General features: G+C 62.4%; 18 protein-coding genes. 9 read left to right on the top strand and 9 right to left on the bottom strand.

The annotated features are described in order from the left end of the window. The 3 genes from pgeF to lgt all read right to left on the bottom strand — a co-directional run bounded on the left by pgeF (nucleotide 1) and on the right by lgt (nucleotide 2,944). Nucleotides 1-795 (bottom strand): peptidoglycan editing factor PgeF, encoded by a 795-nt coding sequence (gene pgeF / locus LAC81_RS12890; protein ID WP_223725106.1) that lies wholly within the window; start codon nucleotides 793-795, stop codon nucleotides 1-3. A gap of 150 nt (nucleotides 796-945) precedes the next feature. Next, on the bottom strand, nucleotides 946-2,049 hold the full coding sequence (locus LAC81_RS12885; protein ID WP_223725105.1) for a class I SAM-dependent methyltransferase: 1,104 nt from the start codon (nucleotides 2,047-2,049) through the stop codon (nucleotides 946-948). 58 nt (nucleotides 2,050-2,107) lie between these two features. After that, entirely contained in the window at nucleotides 2,108-2,944 is an 837-nt protein-coding gene (lgt, locus tag LAC81_RS12880) for a prolipoprotein diacylglyceryl transferase (protein ID WP_223725104.1), read from the bottom strand. 215 nt (nucleotides 2,945-3,159) lie between these two features. On the opposite strand from lgt, the gene LAC81_RS12875 reads away from it, so the two are divergent. The 6 genes from LAC81_RS12875 to LAC81_RS12850 all read left to right on the top strand — a co-directional run bounded on the left by LAC81_RS12875 (nucleotide 3,160) and on the right by LAC81_RS12850 (nucleotide 6,754). Next, nucleotides 3,160-3,420 carry an accessory factor UbiK family protein gene (locus LAC81_RS12875; RefSeq protein WP_113535665.1) on the top strand — a complete coding sequence of 87 codons (261 nt, stop codon included), beginning with the start codon at nucleotides 3,160-3,162 and terminating at the stop codon, nucleotides 3,418-3,420. 448 nt (nucleotides 3,421-3,868) lie between these two features. Further along, nucleotides 3,869-4,369 carry a YbjN domain-containing protein gene (locus tag LAC81_RS12870; protein ID WP_034788736.1) on the top strand — a complete coding sequence of 167 codons (501 nt, stop codon included), beginning with the start codon at nucleotides 3,869-3,871 and terminating at the stop codon, nucleotides 4,367-4,369. Between the two features lie 2 nt (nucleotides 4,370-4,371). After that, nucleotides 4,372-5,190 carry a pyrroline-5-carboxylate reductase gene (gene proC / locus LAC81_RS12865; RefSeq protein ID WP_223725103.1) on the top strand — a complete coding sequence of 273 codons (819 nt, stop codon included), beginning with the start codon at nucleotides 4,372-4,374 and terminating at the stop codon, nucleotides 5,188-5,190. Nucleotides 5,191-5,282: 92 nt separating this feature from the next. Then, on the top strand, nucleotides 5,283-5,807 hold the full coding sequence (locus LAC81_RS12860; protein WP_223725102.1) for a substrate binding domain-containing protein: 525 nt from the start codon (nucleotides 5,283-5,285) through the stop codon (nucleotides 5,805-5,807). A 36-nt stretch (nucleotides 5,808-5,843) separates the two neighbouring features. Beyond that, complete coding sequence (locus LAC81_RS12855) at nucleotides 5,844-6,185, top strand: tRNA-binding protein (RefSeq protein WP_223725101.1); 342 nt, start codon at nucleotides 5,844-5,846, stop codon at nucleotides 6,183-6,185. A 5-nt stretch (nucleotides 6,186-6,190) separates the two neighbouring features. After that, entirely contained in the window at nucleotides 6,191-6,754 is a 564-nt protein-coding gene (locus LAC81_RS12850; RefSeq protein ID WP_223725100.1) for a protein-tyrosine phosphatase family protein, read from the top strand. A gap of 3 nt (nucleotides 6,755-6,757) precedes the next feature. Here LAC81_RS12850 and LAC81_RS12845 read toward each other — a convergent pair whose 3' ends face one another. Genes LAC81_RS12845 through LAC81_RS12830 form a run of 4 tightly spaced genes read right to left on the bottom strand, consistent with a single transcriptional unit; the run spans nucleotide 6,758 to nucleotide 9,966 of the window. Further along, nucleotides 6,758-7,261 carry a tetratricopeptide repeat protein gene (locus tag LAC81_RS12845; RefSeq protein WP_223725099.1) on the bottom strand — a complete coding sequence of 168 codons (504 nt, stop codon included), beginning with the start codon at nucleotides 7,259-7,261 and terminating at the stop codon, nucleotides 6,758-6,760. 55 nt (nucleotides 7,262-7,316) lie between these two features. Next, on the bottom strand, nucleotides 7,317-8,699 hold the full coding sequence (locus LAC81_RS12840; RefSeq protein WP_223725098.1) for an ATP-binding protein: 1,383 nt from the start codon (nucleotides 8,697-8,699) through the stop codon (nucleotides 7,317-7,319). Between the two features lie 32 nt (nucleotides 8,700-8,731). Then, complete coding sequence (locus LAC81_RS12835; protein ID WP_113535459.1) at nucleotides 8,732-9,433, bottom strand: response regulator; 702 nt, start codon at nucleotides 9,431-9,433, stop codon at nucleotides 8,732-8,734. Nucleotides 9,434-9,489: 56 nt separating this feature from the next. Then, on the bottom strand, nucleotides 9,490-9,966 hold the full coding sequence (locus LAC81_RS12830; protein WP_113535458.1) for a MarR family winged helix-turn-helix transcriptional regulator: 477 nt from the start codon (nucleotides 9,964-9,966) through the stop codon (nucleotides 9,490-9,492). Nucleotides 9,967-10,235: 269 nt separating this feature from the next. On the opposite strand from LAC81_RS12830, the gene LAC81_RS12825 reads away from it, so the two are divergent. After that, complete coding sequence (locus tag LAC81_RS12825) at nucleotides 10,236-11,126, top strand: branched-chain amino acid aminotransferase (protein WP_223725097.1); 891 nt, start codon at nucleotides 10,236-10,238, stop codon at nucleotides 11,124-11,126. Between the two features lie 81 nt (nucleotides 11,127-11,207). On the opposite strand, the gene LAC81_RS12820 is transcribed toward LAC81_RS12825, so the two are convergent. After that, a complete protein-coding gene (locus LAC81_RS12820; RefSeq protein ID WP_113535456.1) occupies nucleotides 11,208-11,474 on the bottom strand; it encodes a hypothetical protein in 267 nt (88 codons plus the stop codon). A gap of 323 nt (nucleotides 11,475-11,797) precedes the next feature. Next, a complete protein-coding gene (locus tag LAC81_RS12815; RefSeq protein WP_419195772.1) occupies nucleotides 11,798-12,421 on the bottom strand; it encodes a DUF1236 domain-containing protein in 624 nt (207 codons plus the stop codon). A 150-nt stretch (nucleotides 12,422-12,571) separates the two neighbouring features. Here LAC81_RS12815 and LAC81_RS12810 point away from each other — a divergent pair, with 150 nt between their 5' ends. Then, nucleotides 12,572-12,751 (top strand): hypothetical protein, encoded by a 180-nt coding sequence (locus LAC81_RS12810; RefSeq protein WP_223725096.1) that lies wholly within the window; start codon nucleotides 12,572-12,574, stop codon nucleotides 12,749-12,751. Between the two features lie 167 nt (nucleotides 12,752-12,918). Further along, entirely contained in the window at nucleotides 12,919-13,560 is a 642-nt protein-coding gene (locus LAC81_RS12805; RefSeq protein WP_223725095.1) for an MBL fold metallo-hydrolase, read from the top strand. The last annotated feature ends 26 nt before the right edge of the window (nucleotides 13,561-13,586 follow it).

Below are 13,586 nucleotides of genomic sequence, written 5' to 3'. Positions count from 1 at the left end.
TCAGGTCCCCCGTATGCAAATGGCGGAAATCTGCCGGCCGTAGTCCGGCTCCTGCCTGTGGGTCGTCCGACGGTAGGAGAAGAAGCGCTCCTCGTCGGCATAGGTGCAGATATCGAGATTTTCGGCGGTCACGCCGGCTTCGGTCAACTGCCGGATGGTGAAACCCGGCAGATCGAACATCGCGTGGCCGTCATGCTCGGACGGTCTGAAGTAGGACGCGTAGCCTTCATCCGACGAGACGAAACGCTCGACAAATTCGGCGCCGACTTCGTAGTTGCGGCGGCTGATCGACGGGCCAAGGCAGGCGACGATGCGGTCGCGCCGGGCGCCGATCGAGACCATCGCCTCGATGGTGCTTTCCAGGACGCCGCCGAGCGCGCCCTTCCAGCCGGCATGGGCCGCGCCGATGACATTGGCCTCGGCATCGGCAAAGAGAATGGGGCCGCAATCGGCGGTCAATACGCCGAGCACGATGCCTGGCGTCGCCGTCACCAGCGCGTCGGCTTCGGCGCGGGTACCGTCATAGGTTTCATCGACGATGACGGCGTCTGGAGAGTGGACCTGATGCAACGTCGCCAGCCGCTCCAGCGGCGCGCCGAACCAGCCCGCGACGCGGGTGCGGTTCTCGTTGACATGGGCTCTTTCGTCCTTCGAGCCAAGGCCGACATTGAGGCCGCGATAGAGCCCTTCGGAAACGCCGCCCTGGCGGGTGAAATAACCATGGGCGATTGCCGGCCCGGCCTTCTCGCCGAAAAGCGAGCTTTGCACGGGAGAAAGCGCGGCGTCATGCTGCATCGGTATATTTGCCTTTGCTTTATGAAGAAATTCAATGGGTTTGGGGGCGCGCTCCGGCCCGGCGAATGACGGCTGATTTGCCGGCGCGATGTTGACCCGCGATGGCTGGGCTGTCAATTCCCGAACGGCACGGGGCCGTCCGGGGAGGGCTCAGGCCTTCGGTTTGCGGAAAGGCGAAAGCGGCACCGGCGGGCTGCTGACGGCCAGGATCTTGAAGAGTTCGCCCATCTTTCCGGCGCCCGCACCGGCAAGTCTTTCCACGTCCTGGCGAATGCCTTCTTGCGTCAGTGCGTCCTTGTCGCGGCCAAGTGCCGCGGCGCGGTCCAGAAGACCGAGTCCAACAAGAAAATCGCCCTGGTGTGCAAGGCCGTTGATCTGCACGTCGTCGGTCTTGGCGCGGCGGGCCAGTTGCTCGAAATCGACATGGCTGGTGAGGTCGGCCCGGCCAGGGCTTGCGAGAGGCGGATCATATTCGTGATCGCGGACGGCCTGCAGCGTGTCGCCATAGCCGGTGGCGAGGTGGCCGTAATCGATGATCACCGCGGTGCCGCCGCTAATCTTCAGCCGCTCGCAAAGGGCGGACATGACGGCGTCGCGGGCCGGGGCGATCTCGAAGATGGTGCCTTCGGCCACACCTTGGGCCGGCGTCGGCAAGAGGTCCGGGTCGATGCCGGCGACGCCGGCGGCAAAGGTGAGGTCATCATTGGCGTCGAGGCCGACCATGCGCTCACGAAACCCTTGCGCGGTGCGCACAAATTGCCGGATCGGAATGGCATCGAACAGCTCGTTGGCGGCAAGCAGCAGGAAGCCTTCGGGCAAGGTCTCGAAGCTTGCATGCCATTCGACCTTGTTGCCGTGGGCGGCAAGGGTTTCGGACTGGACCTTGCGCAGGCGTTCGCTGGTTTCGACGAGGTGCACGCCGGCGGATGCGTAGAGCTCCGGGGCAAGGCGACGCACCACCCGCAACATATCGGCCATCATCGTGCCGCGGCCGGGGCCGATTTCGGCGATGACAGCGCCTTCGGGCTTGCCGTGCTGTTGCCAGGCGTGAACGAGGAAGACGCCGATCATCTCGCCGAAAAGCTGGCTGATTTCCGGCGCCGTGGTGAAGTCGCCCTCTTTGCCGAAGGGCTCGTGAACGCGGTAGTAGCCGTGCTCCGGATCCGCCAGGCAAAGCGAGAAGTAGTCGGTGACGCTGATCGGCCCGTGAGCCTTGATCAGCGCCTTGATCTTGTCCGCAAGTGGTGTCGTCATGCCTTCGTCCAATTAGCGGGAGGCGGCCGGAGGCCGCACGCCCTTGCCCTATCCGCTCTCAGGCGGCTGCGCGCCGCGCCCGGGAAATCGCCCAGATGCCGGCGAGCGCCATCGGCAACGAAAGCACCATGCCCATCGTCAGCCAGCCACCGACAAGATAGCCGATCTGCGCGTCCGGTTCGCGGAAGAATTCGACGAAAATGCGGCTCAGGGCATAGCCGAGGACGAAGATGCCGGTAACGAGGCCTGGGGACTTCAACGCCTGGCGACGATAGATGAACCAGGCGAGTACGGAGAGCAGGACGAGGCCCTCAAGGGCGGCCTCGTAGATCTGGCTCGGGTGGCGGGCGAAGGGGCCGCCTGTCGGGAAGACGATTGCCCAGGGCATCGAGGAGAGACGGCCCCAGAGCTCGCCATTGATGAAATTGGCGATGCGGCCGAAGAAAAGGCCGATCGGGACAACGGCCGCGACGATATCGAACAGGCTCCAGAGAACGATGCCGTTGCGCCGGGCGAAGATGATCATGGCGAGCGTCGTGCCGAGGAAGCCGCCGTGGAACGACATGCCACCATTCCAGATTTCCAGCGCGCGGATCGGATTGGCGAGCACGGAGCCGAGATCATAGAAGAGGATGTAGCCGATGCGGCCGCCGAGCACGATACCGCCGGCTGCCCAGAGCAGGAAGTCGTCGAGTTGCTGTAGCGTGACCGCAGGCGTCTCGTTGCGCCAGAGCGCATTGTTCATCGCCAGGCGCCGTGCGTAGAGCCAGCCGATCAGGATGCCCGCCACATAGGCGAGCCCGTACCAATGCACGGCGAGAGGCCCGATCTGGAAAATGACGGGGTCGATTTCGGGGAAGGGAAGGATGGCGAGACGGGTAGCTAGAGTTTCCAAGATATGTTCTCGTACCTATTGCGCGTGCAGGGGCCGGTTGTTTCGGCGGAACATGGCGACCGATTTTCACCGGGTCAAGGCGCCGACGCGCGTGCCTCGCACACAGGGCCGTGATTTGGCACGTGATTTTCCTTGCATCCGCTCGCTGCTGACCCTACCTGAAATTCATGACCGCATCGCAATGCGAGGCGACGGCTGAAATGGAGATCGCGACGATGAGCACAGGCGCCAACCGCATTCTGGATGACTTTGCCAAGATGATGACCGATGCCGCAGGTGCCGCCCAAGGCGTGCGCCGCGAGGTCGAGACCGCCTTCCGTGCGCAGGCCGAACGGGCACTGAACTCGCTCGACGTGGTCAAGCGCGAGGAGTTCGAGATGGTCAAGGAAATGGCCATCAAGGCGCGTGAGGAAAATGATGCGCTGCTCGCCCGCATAGAGGCTTTGGAAGCGCGTATCGCTGCGACCGGCAAGTAACGCGATTCCGCCGAAATAACGGCATTCCAGCGTTTTTACTTCGCCCGCGAACTGGTTTCGCGGGCGTTTTGCTGTCGTTAATCCTGGCTCGATTGAAACGGCCTTAAGGCTGGTTAATAAAACCTGAAAAGTTTTCCACCTGTGGACACTGCCAAAAAACCCTTATGGCAGAGTCAGTTAAGCTTGGGCGCTTCATCCAAATGACAACGTGGACGCGATTCATCCCGGCTATTTTTCGGCCCGGGGGCTGGCAGCCTGACTCCGCCATTATACACTGATTTTAAATGATGATTCGAAACGAACCACGCAAGCTCCGGGCAGGGTAAGTCAGCCAGGATGGATGTGAGTTCAGCAATCATAATGTGTTTGTAATCGGTGTTGGGTTTGCAGCGTTGCGTCTTGTGAGCGTGATGATGCATGTCTGCGCCACACCTATGCAGGGTGATGAATGAGCCTTTTGGAAATGGAAGTCGAGCGCCAATCCAACCCGGTCGACATGATCGAGTTCGTGGCTGCAAATAACGACTGGTCGTTCGAACGATCCGGCGAAGATGAAATCGCCATGACGGTCGAAGGCAAGTGGGCGGACTACCACGTTTCCTTCTCCTGGATGGAGGAGTTCGAAGCTCTGCACCTTGCCTGCGCCTTCGATATCAAGGTCTCCGAAAGCCGGGTGAACGAAGTTATCCGCCTGCTCTCGCACATCAACGGGCAGGTGCTGATGGGCCACTTCGATCTGTGGCGCCAGGAGGAAGTGGTGATCTTCCGCCAATCGCTACTGCTCGCTGGCGGCGCCGAGCCCACCAACCAGCAGGTCGAAGTTCTGCTTTCGAGCGCACTCGACGCTTGCGAATCCTATTACCAGGCGTTTCAATTCGTCGTCTGGTCCGGCATGGACGCGCAGCGCGCCGTCGATGCGGTCCTGTTCGAAACGGTTGGAGAGGCTTGATCATGGCGAATGCCGCTTCCGGTCCCATCGTGCTCGTCGGCGCCGGCAATATGGGCGGCGCCATGCTTTCCGGCTGGCTGAAGAGTGGTGTCAGGGGTGCCGACGTGCTCGTCGTCGATCCCGGTCCGCCGCCGGCCATGGCCAAGCTCATTGCCGACAATGGCGTGACGCATGCGACCCAGGCGCCGTCCGGCGTTGCGGCCGGTGTGATCTTCCTTGCGGTCAAGCCGCAGGTGATGGACGTCGTGCTGCCGCCGTTGAAACCGCTAGTCGGTCCGAACACGGTCATCGTCTCGGTCGCGGCCGGCAAGACGCTTGCCTTCATCGAGACGCATCTGGGTGCTGCAGCCACGGTTCGCGCCATGCCCAACACGCCGGCGATGATCGGCCGTGGCGTCACCGGTGCCTTTGCCAATGCGCGCGTCAGCGACGCGCAGCGCGGCCAGGTCAACGACCTCCTGAAGGTCAGCGGCCCGGTCGAATGGGTGAGGACTGAAGCCGAGATCGATGCCGTGACGGCTGTTTCCGGCAGCGGTCCGGCCTATGTCTTCTACCTCGTCGAGTGCATGGCGGAGGCGGGCCGCAAGGCTGGCCTCGAGGCGGACCTTGCCATGCGGCTTGCGCGGGAAACCGTCGCAGGGGCCGGCGAATTGTTGCACCAGTCCCCCGACGAAGCGGCGCGGTTGCGTCAGAACGTAACCTCTCCCGGCGGCACGACCGCTGCAGCGCTCTCCGTGCTGATGGCTGACGACGGCATGCAGCCGCTGTTCGACAAGGCGATCGCGGCGGCGCGCAAGCGGGCGGAAGAACTGGCGGGCTGAGCCCGCGACGCCGCCGCGCTATTCGCAGCGTCGGCGTGGTGATTGCCTTAGGGCGTGCATGTGCGGGAGACACCCGCGCATGCGTCGTGCTCTTGCCGCGATTTCCGGTTGAGCAGAAACCTCCAGATCACACCGATTGCCCGGCGGGTCGCGTCAGCCATCGCCGCGCTGCGCTGACGCCGCGTCCCAAAACGCCCGACGAACTTCAACGGCACGCATGCCTTGCCATCACGGCCCATGGTCGCCTGAATGTCTGGGAGTTCCAGGATGACGACGGCCGGCATGCGATCCGTGTACGCGGTTCCGTCGAGGCCAACAGCACGGAGGCGCTGAGGCGGCTCGCGCTCGCAGGCATCGGGATCGTGCGGCTCTCCGACATTCCGGTCGGTGGCGACATCAAGGCGGGCCTGCTGGAGCCGCTGCTGGCCGATTGGAATTATGCCGAGGCGGAACCGATAACCGTTGTCTACCCGCACCGGCGTTTCCTGCCTCCGCGCGTGCGCGTCTTCGTCGAATTCCTGGCCGAGCAGTTCGCACACCGCCCCTGGGAGGAGGCCAGATTTCACGGGGAGCCCGCCGATGTCGGTATGCTTCCGGAATCTCCCTCGATGCTTTAAATCCGGCGGCAGCGACTTTTCACAAAGGGAATTGTAATGGCCGAGACTATTGAATTTGCTGATTTCGAGCGCGTCGACATTCGCGTGGGCACGATCGTCGAGGCTGAGCCTTTTCCGGAGGCGCGCAAGCCGGCCTTCAAGCTGAAAATCGATTTCGGCCCGGAGATCGGCATAAAAAAGTCATCAGCCCAAATCACGGTGCACTATCGCCCGGAAGATCTCGTCGGGCGGCAGGTGTTGGGCGTTGTCAATTTTCCGCCGCGCCAGATCGGGCCTGTCCGCTCCGAAGTGCTGACCCTGGGCTTTGAAGACGAGGCCGGCGCGATCGTGCTGGCGGCCACCGAACGGCCGGTCCCCAACGGCAAAAAACTGATGTGATCCCAATGAACATTGCATTCGAAGTGATCCCCGAGCGCGTCAAGGTTTCCTGCCTGTGGCGCGCCGTCGATGCCGCGCGCGATTGGCGCGCGAGCCACGTGCTCTCGCTGCTCGATCCGGAACTGCCGGATGCCAACGTTCCCGTCATCACTCACGCAAGCCACCGGATCGTGCGCATGCGCGACCAGGAAAACCCGACCGCTACCGAGCATTTCCCCGATCTGGTGCTGGAAGTGTTCGAGACGATGCGCCCTGCAGCCGAGGATGCTTCGAGCCGCATCCTCGTTCATTGCCACGCAGGTGTCAGCCGTTCCACTGCCTTTGCCTATGGACTGATCGCCCACCAGCTCGGTGCTGGCCGTGAGGATGAGGCCTTCCGGGCGCTGCTGACGATTACCCGCAAGCCCTGGCCGAACCGGCGGATCATCGAAATCCTCGATACAGCGCTTGGGTGCGAAGGTCGGCTGCTCGCCCCGCTCGATGTCATGCGTGCACGCCATCCGCGACGCATCGATGCCTGGCATCGCTTCAACGAACGACGCGGCTTGACCTCGATCTATCAGCGCTAACGCTTACTGGTCTGCCAGCAACGCCTCCGCGTAGCACTTGAGCGAACGATTGTAGCGGGGGAGGTGGCGCGACAGGCTGCCGAGCGCAAGTGCGGCCGCCTCCTGCGCGCGACCGGCATCGACCAGGCACAGGGCCAGGAACGCGGCGACCGCATCGTCGAGTTCATCCGAGGGCTGGGCCTGCTCGGCGCTGAGCAATGCGATGCCCTCATCGGCGCGGCCGAGATTGCGCAGAGTGCTGGCGAGCTGGATCGCGGCGCGCCGCCGGCGAATGCCCGTGAGACCGTTTTTCAGCGCCTGCCGATACAGCGGCTCGGCTTGCGTCTCATGGCCGGTTGAATCCTGCGCCGAAGCTCGTTCGAAGAGGCCGATGGCGTGATCTGTCGGAAGTTCGGATGCGAGCGCCTCGATCCGGGCGATGAAGGTTTCGCCGTCGACGGTGTCTAAGGCGGCCCAGAGCTCGGCCAGTCGTCTTTCCCAGTCGTTCCAATCGATAACGTTCGCCACAGCGCACTCCCTCTGCCCGGTCTCCCGCGAGCAGTCACCCATCAATGCGAGAAGGTCAAGCCGGCACGCGCACCGTGGCGCGCAGGCCGCCGAGCGGGCTTTCGCCGAGGGTGACGTTGCCGCCATGGCTGCGGGCGATGTCGCGGGCGATCGCCAGACCAAGTCCGGTGCCGGAACTGTCGAGATTACGCGCCTCGTCGAGGCGGAAGAACGGCTTGAACACGTCCTCGCGCGATCGTTCGGGAATGCCCGGACCGTCATCGTCGACGGTGATGGTCAGCCACTTGGCACTGTGGCGCGCATCGATGCGGACGGTGTTGGCGTAGCGATAGGCGTTCGAGGCGATGTTGGCGACGAGACGGGTGAACGCGTTTGGCCGGACGCGGATCTCGTCTTCCCCCTCGATGGATGTGGTCAGGGTCTTGCCGAGCAGTTCGGCTTCCGCGGCGAGCCGGGTCATCAGGTCGCTGAGTTTCAGCTGGCCGACATCTTCCTCTGCTTCGCTGCGAGCGAAGGCAAGGTACCCTTCCAGCATGTTCTGCATATCCTCGACGTCCTGGTTCAGGCCCTCGAGATCCGGGTTGTTGCCGGCGAGCGCCAACTGCAGCTTGAAGCGGGTAAGAATGGTTCGAAGATCATGGCTGACGCCGGTCAACATCGCCGTCCGCTGCTCGATCTGGCGCTCGATGCGCTCGCGCATGAGGATGAAGGCGAGGCCGGCGCGGCGGATCTCGTCGGCACCGCGCGGTGCGAAGTCGTCGATCTTCTGGCCCTTGCCGAAGCTTTCGGCCGCTTTGGTCAGCGCCAGGATCGGCCGGATCTGGCCGCGCAGGAACAGGATCGCGATCGTCAGGAGCACCAGCGATGCGGCCACCATCCAGACGAGGAAGATGTGGGTGTTGGAGGCATAGGCCTGGTTACGCCGGGCATAGACCCGCAGGATGCGGCCATCGTCGAGCTTGATGCGGATCTCGACGAGCTTGGAGTTGCCGACCGTATCGATCCAGAAGGGGCGGCGGACCTGGTTGGAGATCTCTTCGCCGAGGATCTGGTCGAGGATTTCGAAGAACGGGCTTGGCCGCGGCGGCGGCAGTTCGCCAGGCGGTTCGACGGAAATACTGAGATCGAGCTGATCGCGGGCGATGCGGATGATCTCGGCGATGTTGCGGTCGTCGGGGAAGGTATCGATGAGATCGACGATCGCGGCGATGTCGCCGGTGACGGCGGCTGAAAGGCGCTGCGTCACCAGTTGCCAGTGGCGCTCCATGAAGATGAAGGCGACGACCGATTGCAGCAGCACCATCGGGATGATGACGATGAGCAGCGAACGGGCATAAAGACCCATGGGCAGGCGGCGGCGCAGCCAACGCGTGAAGCGCCTCCAGGCATTGTCGCTGGAGCCTGCCGCTCCGCGCTCTATGCCATCAAAGCTTGCCATGGGACGCCGTACTCATCGAAAGGGCTGCCATCTCAGTCCACGCTCAACCGATAGCCGATACCACGCACCGTCTGTAGCCAGACGGGATTGGACGGATCGTCCTCGATCTTGCGCCGGAGGCGATTGATCTGCACGTCGATCGTTCGCTCGCCGACCTCGGCATCGTCGCCGATCAGCTCGTGGCGCGGGATGGTCTCGCCGGCGCGCTGCGAAAAGAGCGTCATGATCTCCTGCTCGCGGTCGGTGAGGCGGATGTGATCGGCGCCGCGCCTGAGTTCCTTGCGCACCACCGAGAAGGTGTAGGGACCGAAGATCACCTGGTCGACCTTGGGCGTCTGGGCGGGCTGGTTGCGGCGCAGGATATTGTTGATGCGCAGCACCAGTTCGCGCGGCTCGAAAGGCTTCGACAGATAGTCATCCGCGCCGGCTTCGAGACCTTCGATGCGGGAATTGGATTCCGCCAGCGCCGTCAGCATCAGGATCGGCACGGTCTTGATCTGCCGGAGGCTATGGGTAAGCGAGATGCCACTTTCGCCCGGCATCATAACGTCGACGATCAGAAGGTCGAAATCGAGGCCGACGAGCTTGCGCCGCGCCTCGTCCGCGTCCGACGCGGTCGTTACCCGAAATCCCTGGTCGACCAGATAGCGGTTGAGGAGGTCGCGGATGCGTCGGTCGTCGTCAACGACCAGAAGGTGAGCCGCATCGTCCGAGACAGTCGCTTTTGTCGTCATTCCACGCTTCCCAAGTTCCAGGCTCCCGCGCCGCCTGCCGGCGGTGGGGCCTCGTGTCAGTCTGCGGCGTTCTTCATTCCGGCGAGAAAGCGTTTGACCGTCTCCCGCGCGCCCGGACCCGTTCTTGCCAATGCATCCGCTATGCGGCGGGACTGTGGCTCGGCCAGTGCACGCGCGAGCGCCTGACCTTCCTCGGTTGTATAGAGCATCCGCTGGCGCCGGTCTTCAGGGCCGGTCTCCTGGCGGATATAGCCCGAATCGATCAATTGCTTGAGCACGCGGGCAAGGCTTTGCTTGGTGATCTTCAGCGTGTCCAGAAGGTTGGCGACGGTCATGCCCGGCTCACGGTCGACGAAGTGGACGACCCTGTGATGCGCCCGCCCGAAGCCGCTCTTTTCCAGAATGGCGTCGGGATCGGAGGTGAAGTCGCGATAGGCGAAGAAGAGCAGCTCAATGATCTCGAAATCGATCGTGTCATCATCGGCGGCGGCATCGGTGAGATACCGGGTGTTCTCTTTGGATTGGCCGGCCACGCGGTCATTTCCTTTCAGCCAGATTGCAACTTGCGAAACATTCGGAAAAATACGTCAGCTTTATTGACATATTTTTACCGCACCGTTAGCGTCCTTGCTCGGTAAGCGAGACATTTGGCGTTGGCAACACCTTGAGAGGATATGCCGCGCCGTTCCGATCGCAAATCCAAAATCACGAAATTGAATTTTCCCTCAATCAGTTTGCCGATAAACTGAAAGCAGGACGATAATCAACTAAGAATGGCGCACATGCGCCGGAGGATGACACCATGGCAGCGGTTCCTTTTGATCAGTTGGACGGAGAGATCTGGTTCAACGGCGAGTTCGTGGCATGGAAGGACGCCAAAGTACATGTGCTGACCCACGGCCTGCACTATGCGAGCGCGGTCTTCGAAGGCGAGCGCGCCTATGGCGGACGTATCTTCAAGCTGAACGAACACAACCAGCGCCTTCATCAGTCGGCCGATATCCTCGGCTTCAAGATTCCCTATTCGGTGGAAGAACTGGATGCTGCAAGCGTCGAGCTCCTGAAGCGCCAGGGCTTTTCCGAAGCCTATGTGCGGCCGATCGCCTGGCGCGGCAGCGAAAGCATGGGCGTTTCGGCGCAGAACAACCGCATCAACGTCGCCATCGCCATCTGGCAGTGGGGCAGCTACTTCAATCCGGCCGAGAAGCTGAAGGGTATCCGTCTCGATATCGCCGAATATCGCCGCCCGGACCCGCAGACAGCACCTTCGAAGTCCAAGGCCGCCGGTCTCTACATGATCTGCACCATCTCCAAGCATGCGGCGGAGGCCAAGGGCTATGCGGATGCGATGATGCTCGACTATCGCGGCCGCGTGGCCGAAGCGACGGGCGCCAACATCTTCTTCGTCAAGGACGGCGTCATCCATACACCGGTTCCGGATTGCTTCCTCGACGGCATCACCCGCCGCACGGTCATCGAGCTTGCCAAACGCCGCGGCTACGAGGTCGTTGAGCGGGCGATCATGCCGGAAGAGCTTTCCGGCTTCAGCGAATGCTTCTTGACCGGCTCGGCTGCCGAGGTGACGCCGGTATCCGAAATCGGCCCCTACCGGTTCACGCCGGCGACGATCTGCGAAACGCTGATGAACGACTACATGAAGGAAGTCTATCCGGTTGCCGCAGCGGCCGAGTGACGCCATAGGGACGTTTTCGAATGCAGAAAAGGCGGCCTCCGGCCGCCTTTTGTCTTGCTACGGATATGATCGTGGGATGGGTCAGGCTGCCTTGCCGAGGAACTGCCCGACGATGCCGCTGAGCACGCCGCCGCCAACGAGGCTGCCGATGGCTTGCATGGCAAGACCGGTTGCGGCCGCTTCGCCACCGAGCATCTGAATGAGGAACCCTCCGCCCAGGCCGCCGATCGCGCCGACGATGGTCCGCGCGACGACACTGAATGCTTGCTGCTTCAACACTGCGCTGGCCGCGTTACCGCCGGCCGCCCCCGCGATCAACTGGGTAATGATAGGCATTAATGCTTCCATTGATCCCTCCGTGTCGTGGCTCGCCGTGGACGGGCCACTAAAAGCCGATGAGCCGGCACCGATAGGTTGAAGCCTATTCTGATTTATTGTCAATTTGAACGAAATGGCAGCCGGAGGGCCGGATCTTAGCCTATTGAAATGGTTCGCTTTCAACCGGAGGCCGAGCCTGGCGGGACGGGGAGGAAGGTTCGCCGCAGCGTTGGGAACGAACGGTTCTCTGTCTTTTCCCGATGAAATGGATGATTCGCGCATGCGCCAGACGGCGTGGAGGATCGCAGAAACAGCAGTCTCCGGCGACCTCGGGGTCGCCGGAGTGTCGAGTTCTATCGGTAAACGTAGACGATGCGTCGCGTCGCCGGCTCGACCAGCACGGGCTGGCCGTTGATGCTGACATAGTCGTAGCTATAGTCAGGCACGCGGTGAACCGTGACGGTCTGCGGAAGTTCGGCCCCGACCACGACTTCGCCGTCGAGATAGACGGTGTCGCCAGGGTTGGACGTGATGTAGGTGCGCACATTGTCCGGCGGCACGATCGGATCGACCTCTTCGACCGGGCCGATCAATTCGTCGCCGCTACTGACGATCACAGGATCGTTCGGCTGCGCCTCATAGGTGACGGCGGGAATAGCCAGGTCGGCCCGACGTTCCTGAACCACGACGGCGGAACCGTCGAAGTCGGTCGTCAGATATTGCGCATAGACCCAGCCGCGCACGCCATCGATATCGATGCGGCACCATTTGCTGCCTTCGATGCAGCCGTCGATGACCGCGGTGCTACCGCGCGTCGCGAGGCCAACGGTCGGATATTGGGGGCCCGGACCCGTGCGGATGTTGAGGTCCGTGACTGTCGTTGCGGTCATGGCTGCAAAGGCGGCCGGCATGCCGACCGTCAACACCAAACCCGCGGCCGCAGCGGCTCGCAACAGGGGGCGGGTAAGCTTCACCATCATCTTTCTCCTCTTATTGATGCAGGCGAAACGTCTCCGCGCGCGCGGATGTTCCCCCGGGAACGTCACGAAATGTGACGCCGTGACATTCTCCCGCTGCTGCCGTGCCCCATGGGCCAACGAGAACAGGCGGCGGGAGAGGGGACGAAGATGCAGGATATTCAGCGGGACCAGAACAATTTCACCGCCCGCAGCCTCAAGCCGGTGGTGCGGATCGTCGTTGCCGCGGAGCTGGCCATTTCAGCGCTGCTGATGACGACGGTGCAATGGCCGGTGCCGCAACCTGCCACCAGCCAGGCCGCAATTGCCCAAGTCGCCGTTCTGCGCTGATTGGCGCTGTCACCGGCGCCAATTGCGGCTATAGGAGAAGAACTACAGCGCAGCGCGTCCTGTCGGCGCGCTCGTCGTTATAGAACTTTGACGTGCTGCAGGCGTTTTAACCTTCTATCGACGACGATCGAAGGAAGCCGCGGCGGATCCTAAAGAGGCAGGCGCACATGTTACAGGCGGGCATCATTCCGGTTACCCATTTCGAGCAGAATTGCACGGTGCTGTTCGACAGCGACACCAAGGAAGGTGTGATCGTCGATCCCGGTGGTGACGTCGATCTCATCCTGCAGACGGTTCGCGAGAATGGCATCACGCTGAAGGCGATCTGGATCACCCATGGCCACATCGACCACGCCGGCGGCGCCAAGGAATTGAAGGATGCGCTCGGGCTCGAAATCATCGGCCCGCACAAGGACGACCTGCCGCTACTTGAAAGGCTGGAGAGCCAGGCCGAGCGCTTTGGCCTCGCAATGAAGGTCCAGAACGTCATTCCGGATCGCTGGCTCGAAGAGGGTGATACCGTTTCCTTCGGCGATCATGTCTTCGAGGTACTGCATTGCCCCGGCCACGCACCGGGCCATGTCGTCTACTTCAATCGGGCGCAGAATTTCGCCCATGTCGGCGATGTGCTCTTCCACGGTTCGATCGGCCGCACTGACCTGCCGGGCGGCAACCATCAGCAACTGCTCGATTCGATCCGCGACAAGATCCTGCCGCTCGGTGACACTGTCGGTTTCATCTGCGGCCATGGGCCCGGGGGGCAGATCGGCGAGGAACGTCGCACCAATCCCTATTTGCGCGGGCTCTGATCGGTCCGCGCCAATAGCATCAATAG

The sequence above is a fragment of the Ensifer adhaerens genome (assembly GCF_020035535.1).
Classification (GTDB): domain Bacteria; phylum Pseudomonadota; class Alphaproteobacteria; order Rhizobiales; family Rhizobiaceae; genus Ensifer.
This window is presented reverse-complemented; position numbering and strand designations above follow the sequence as displayed.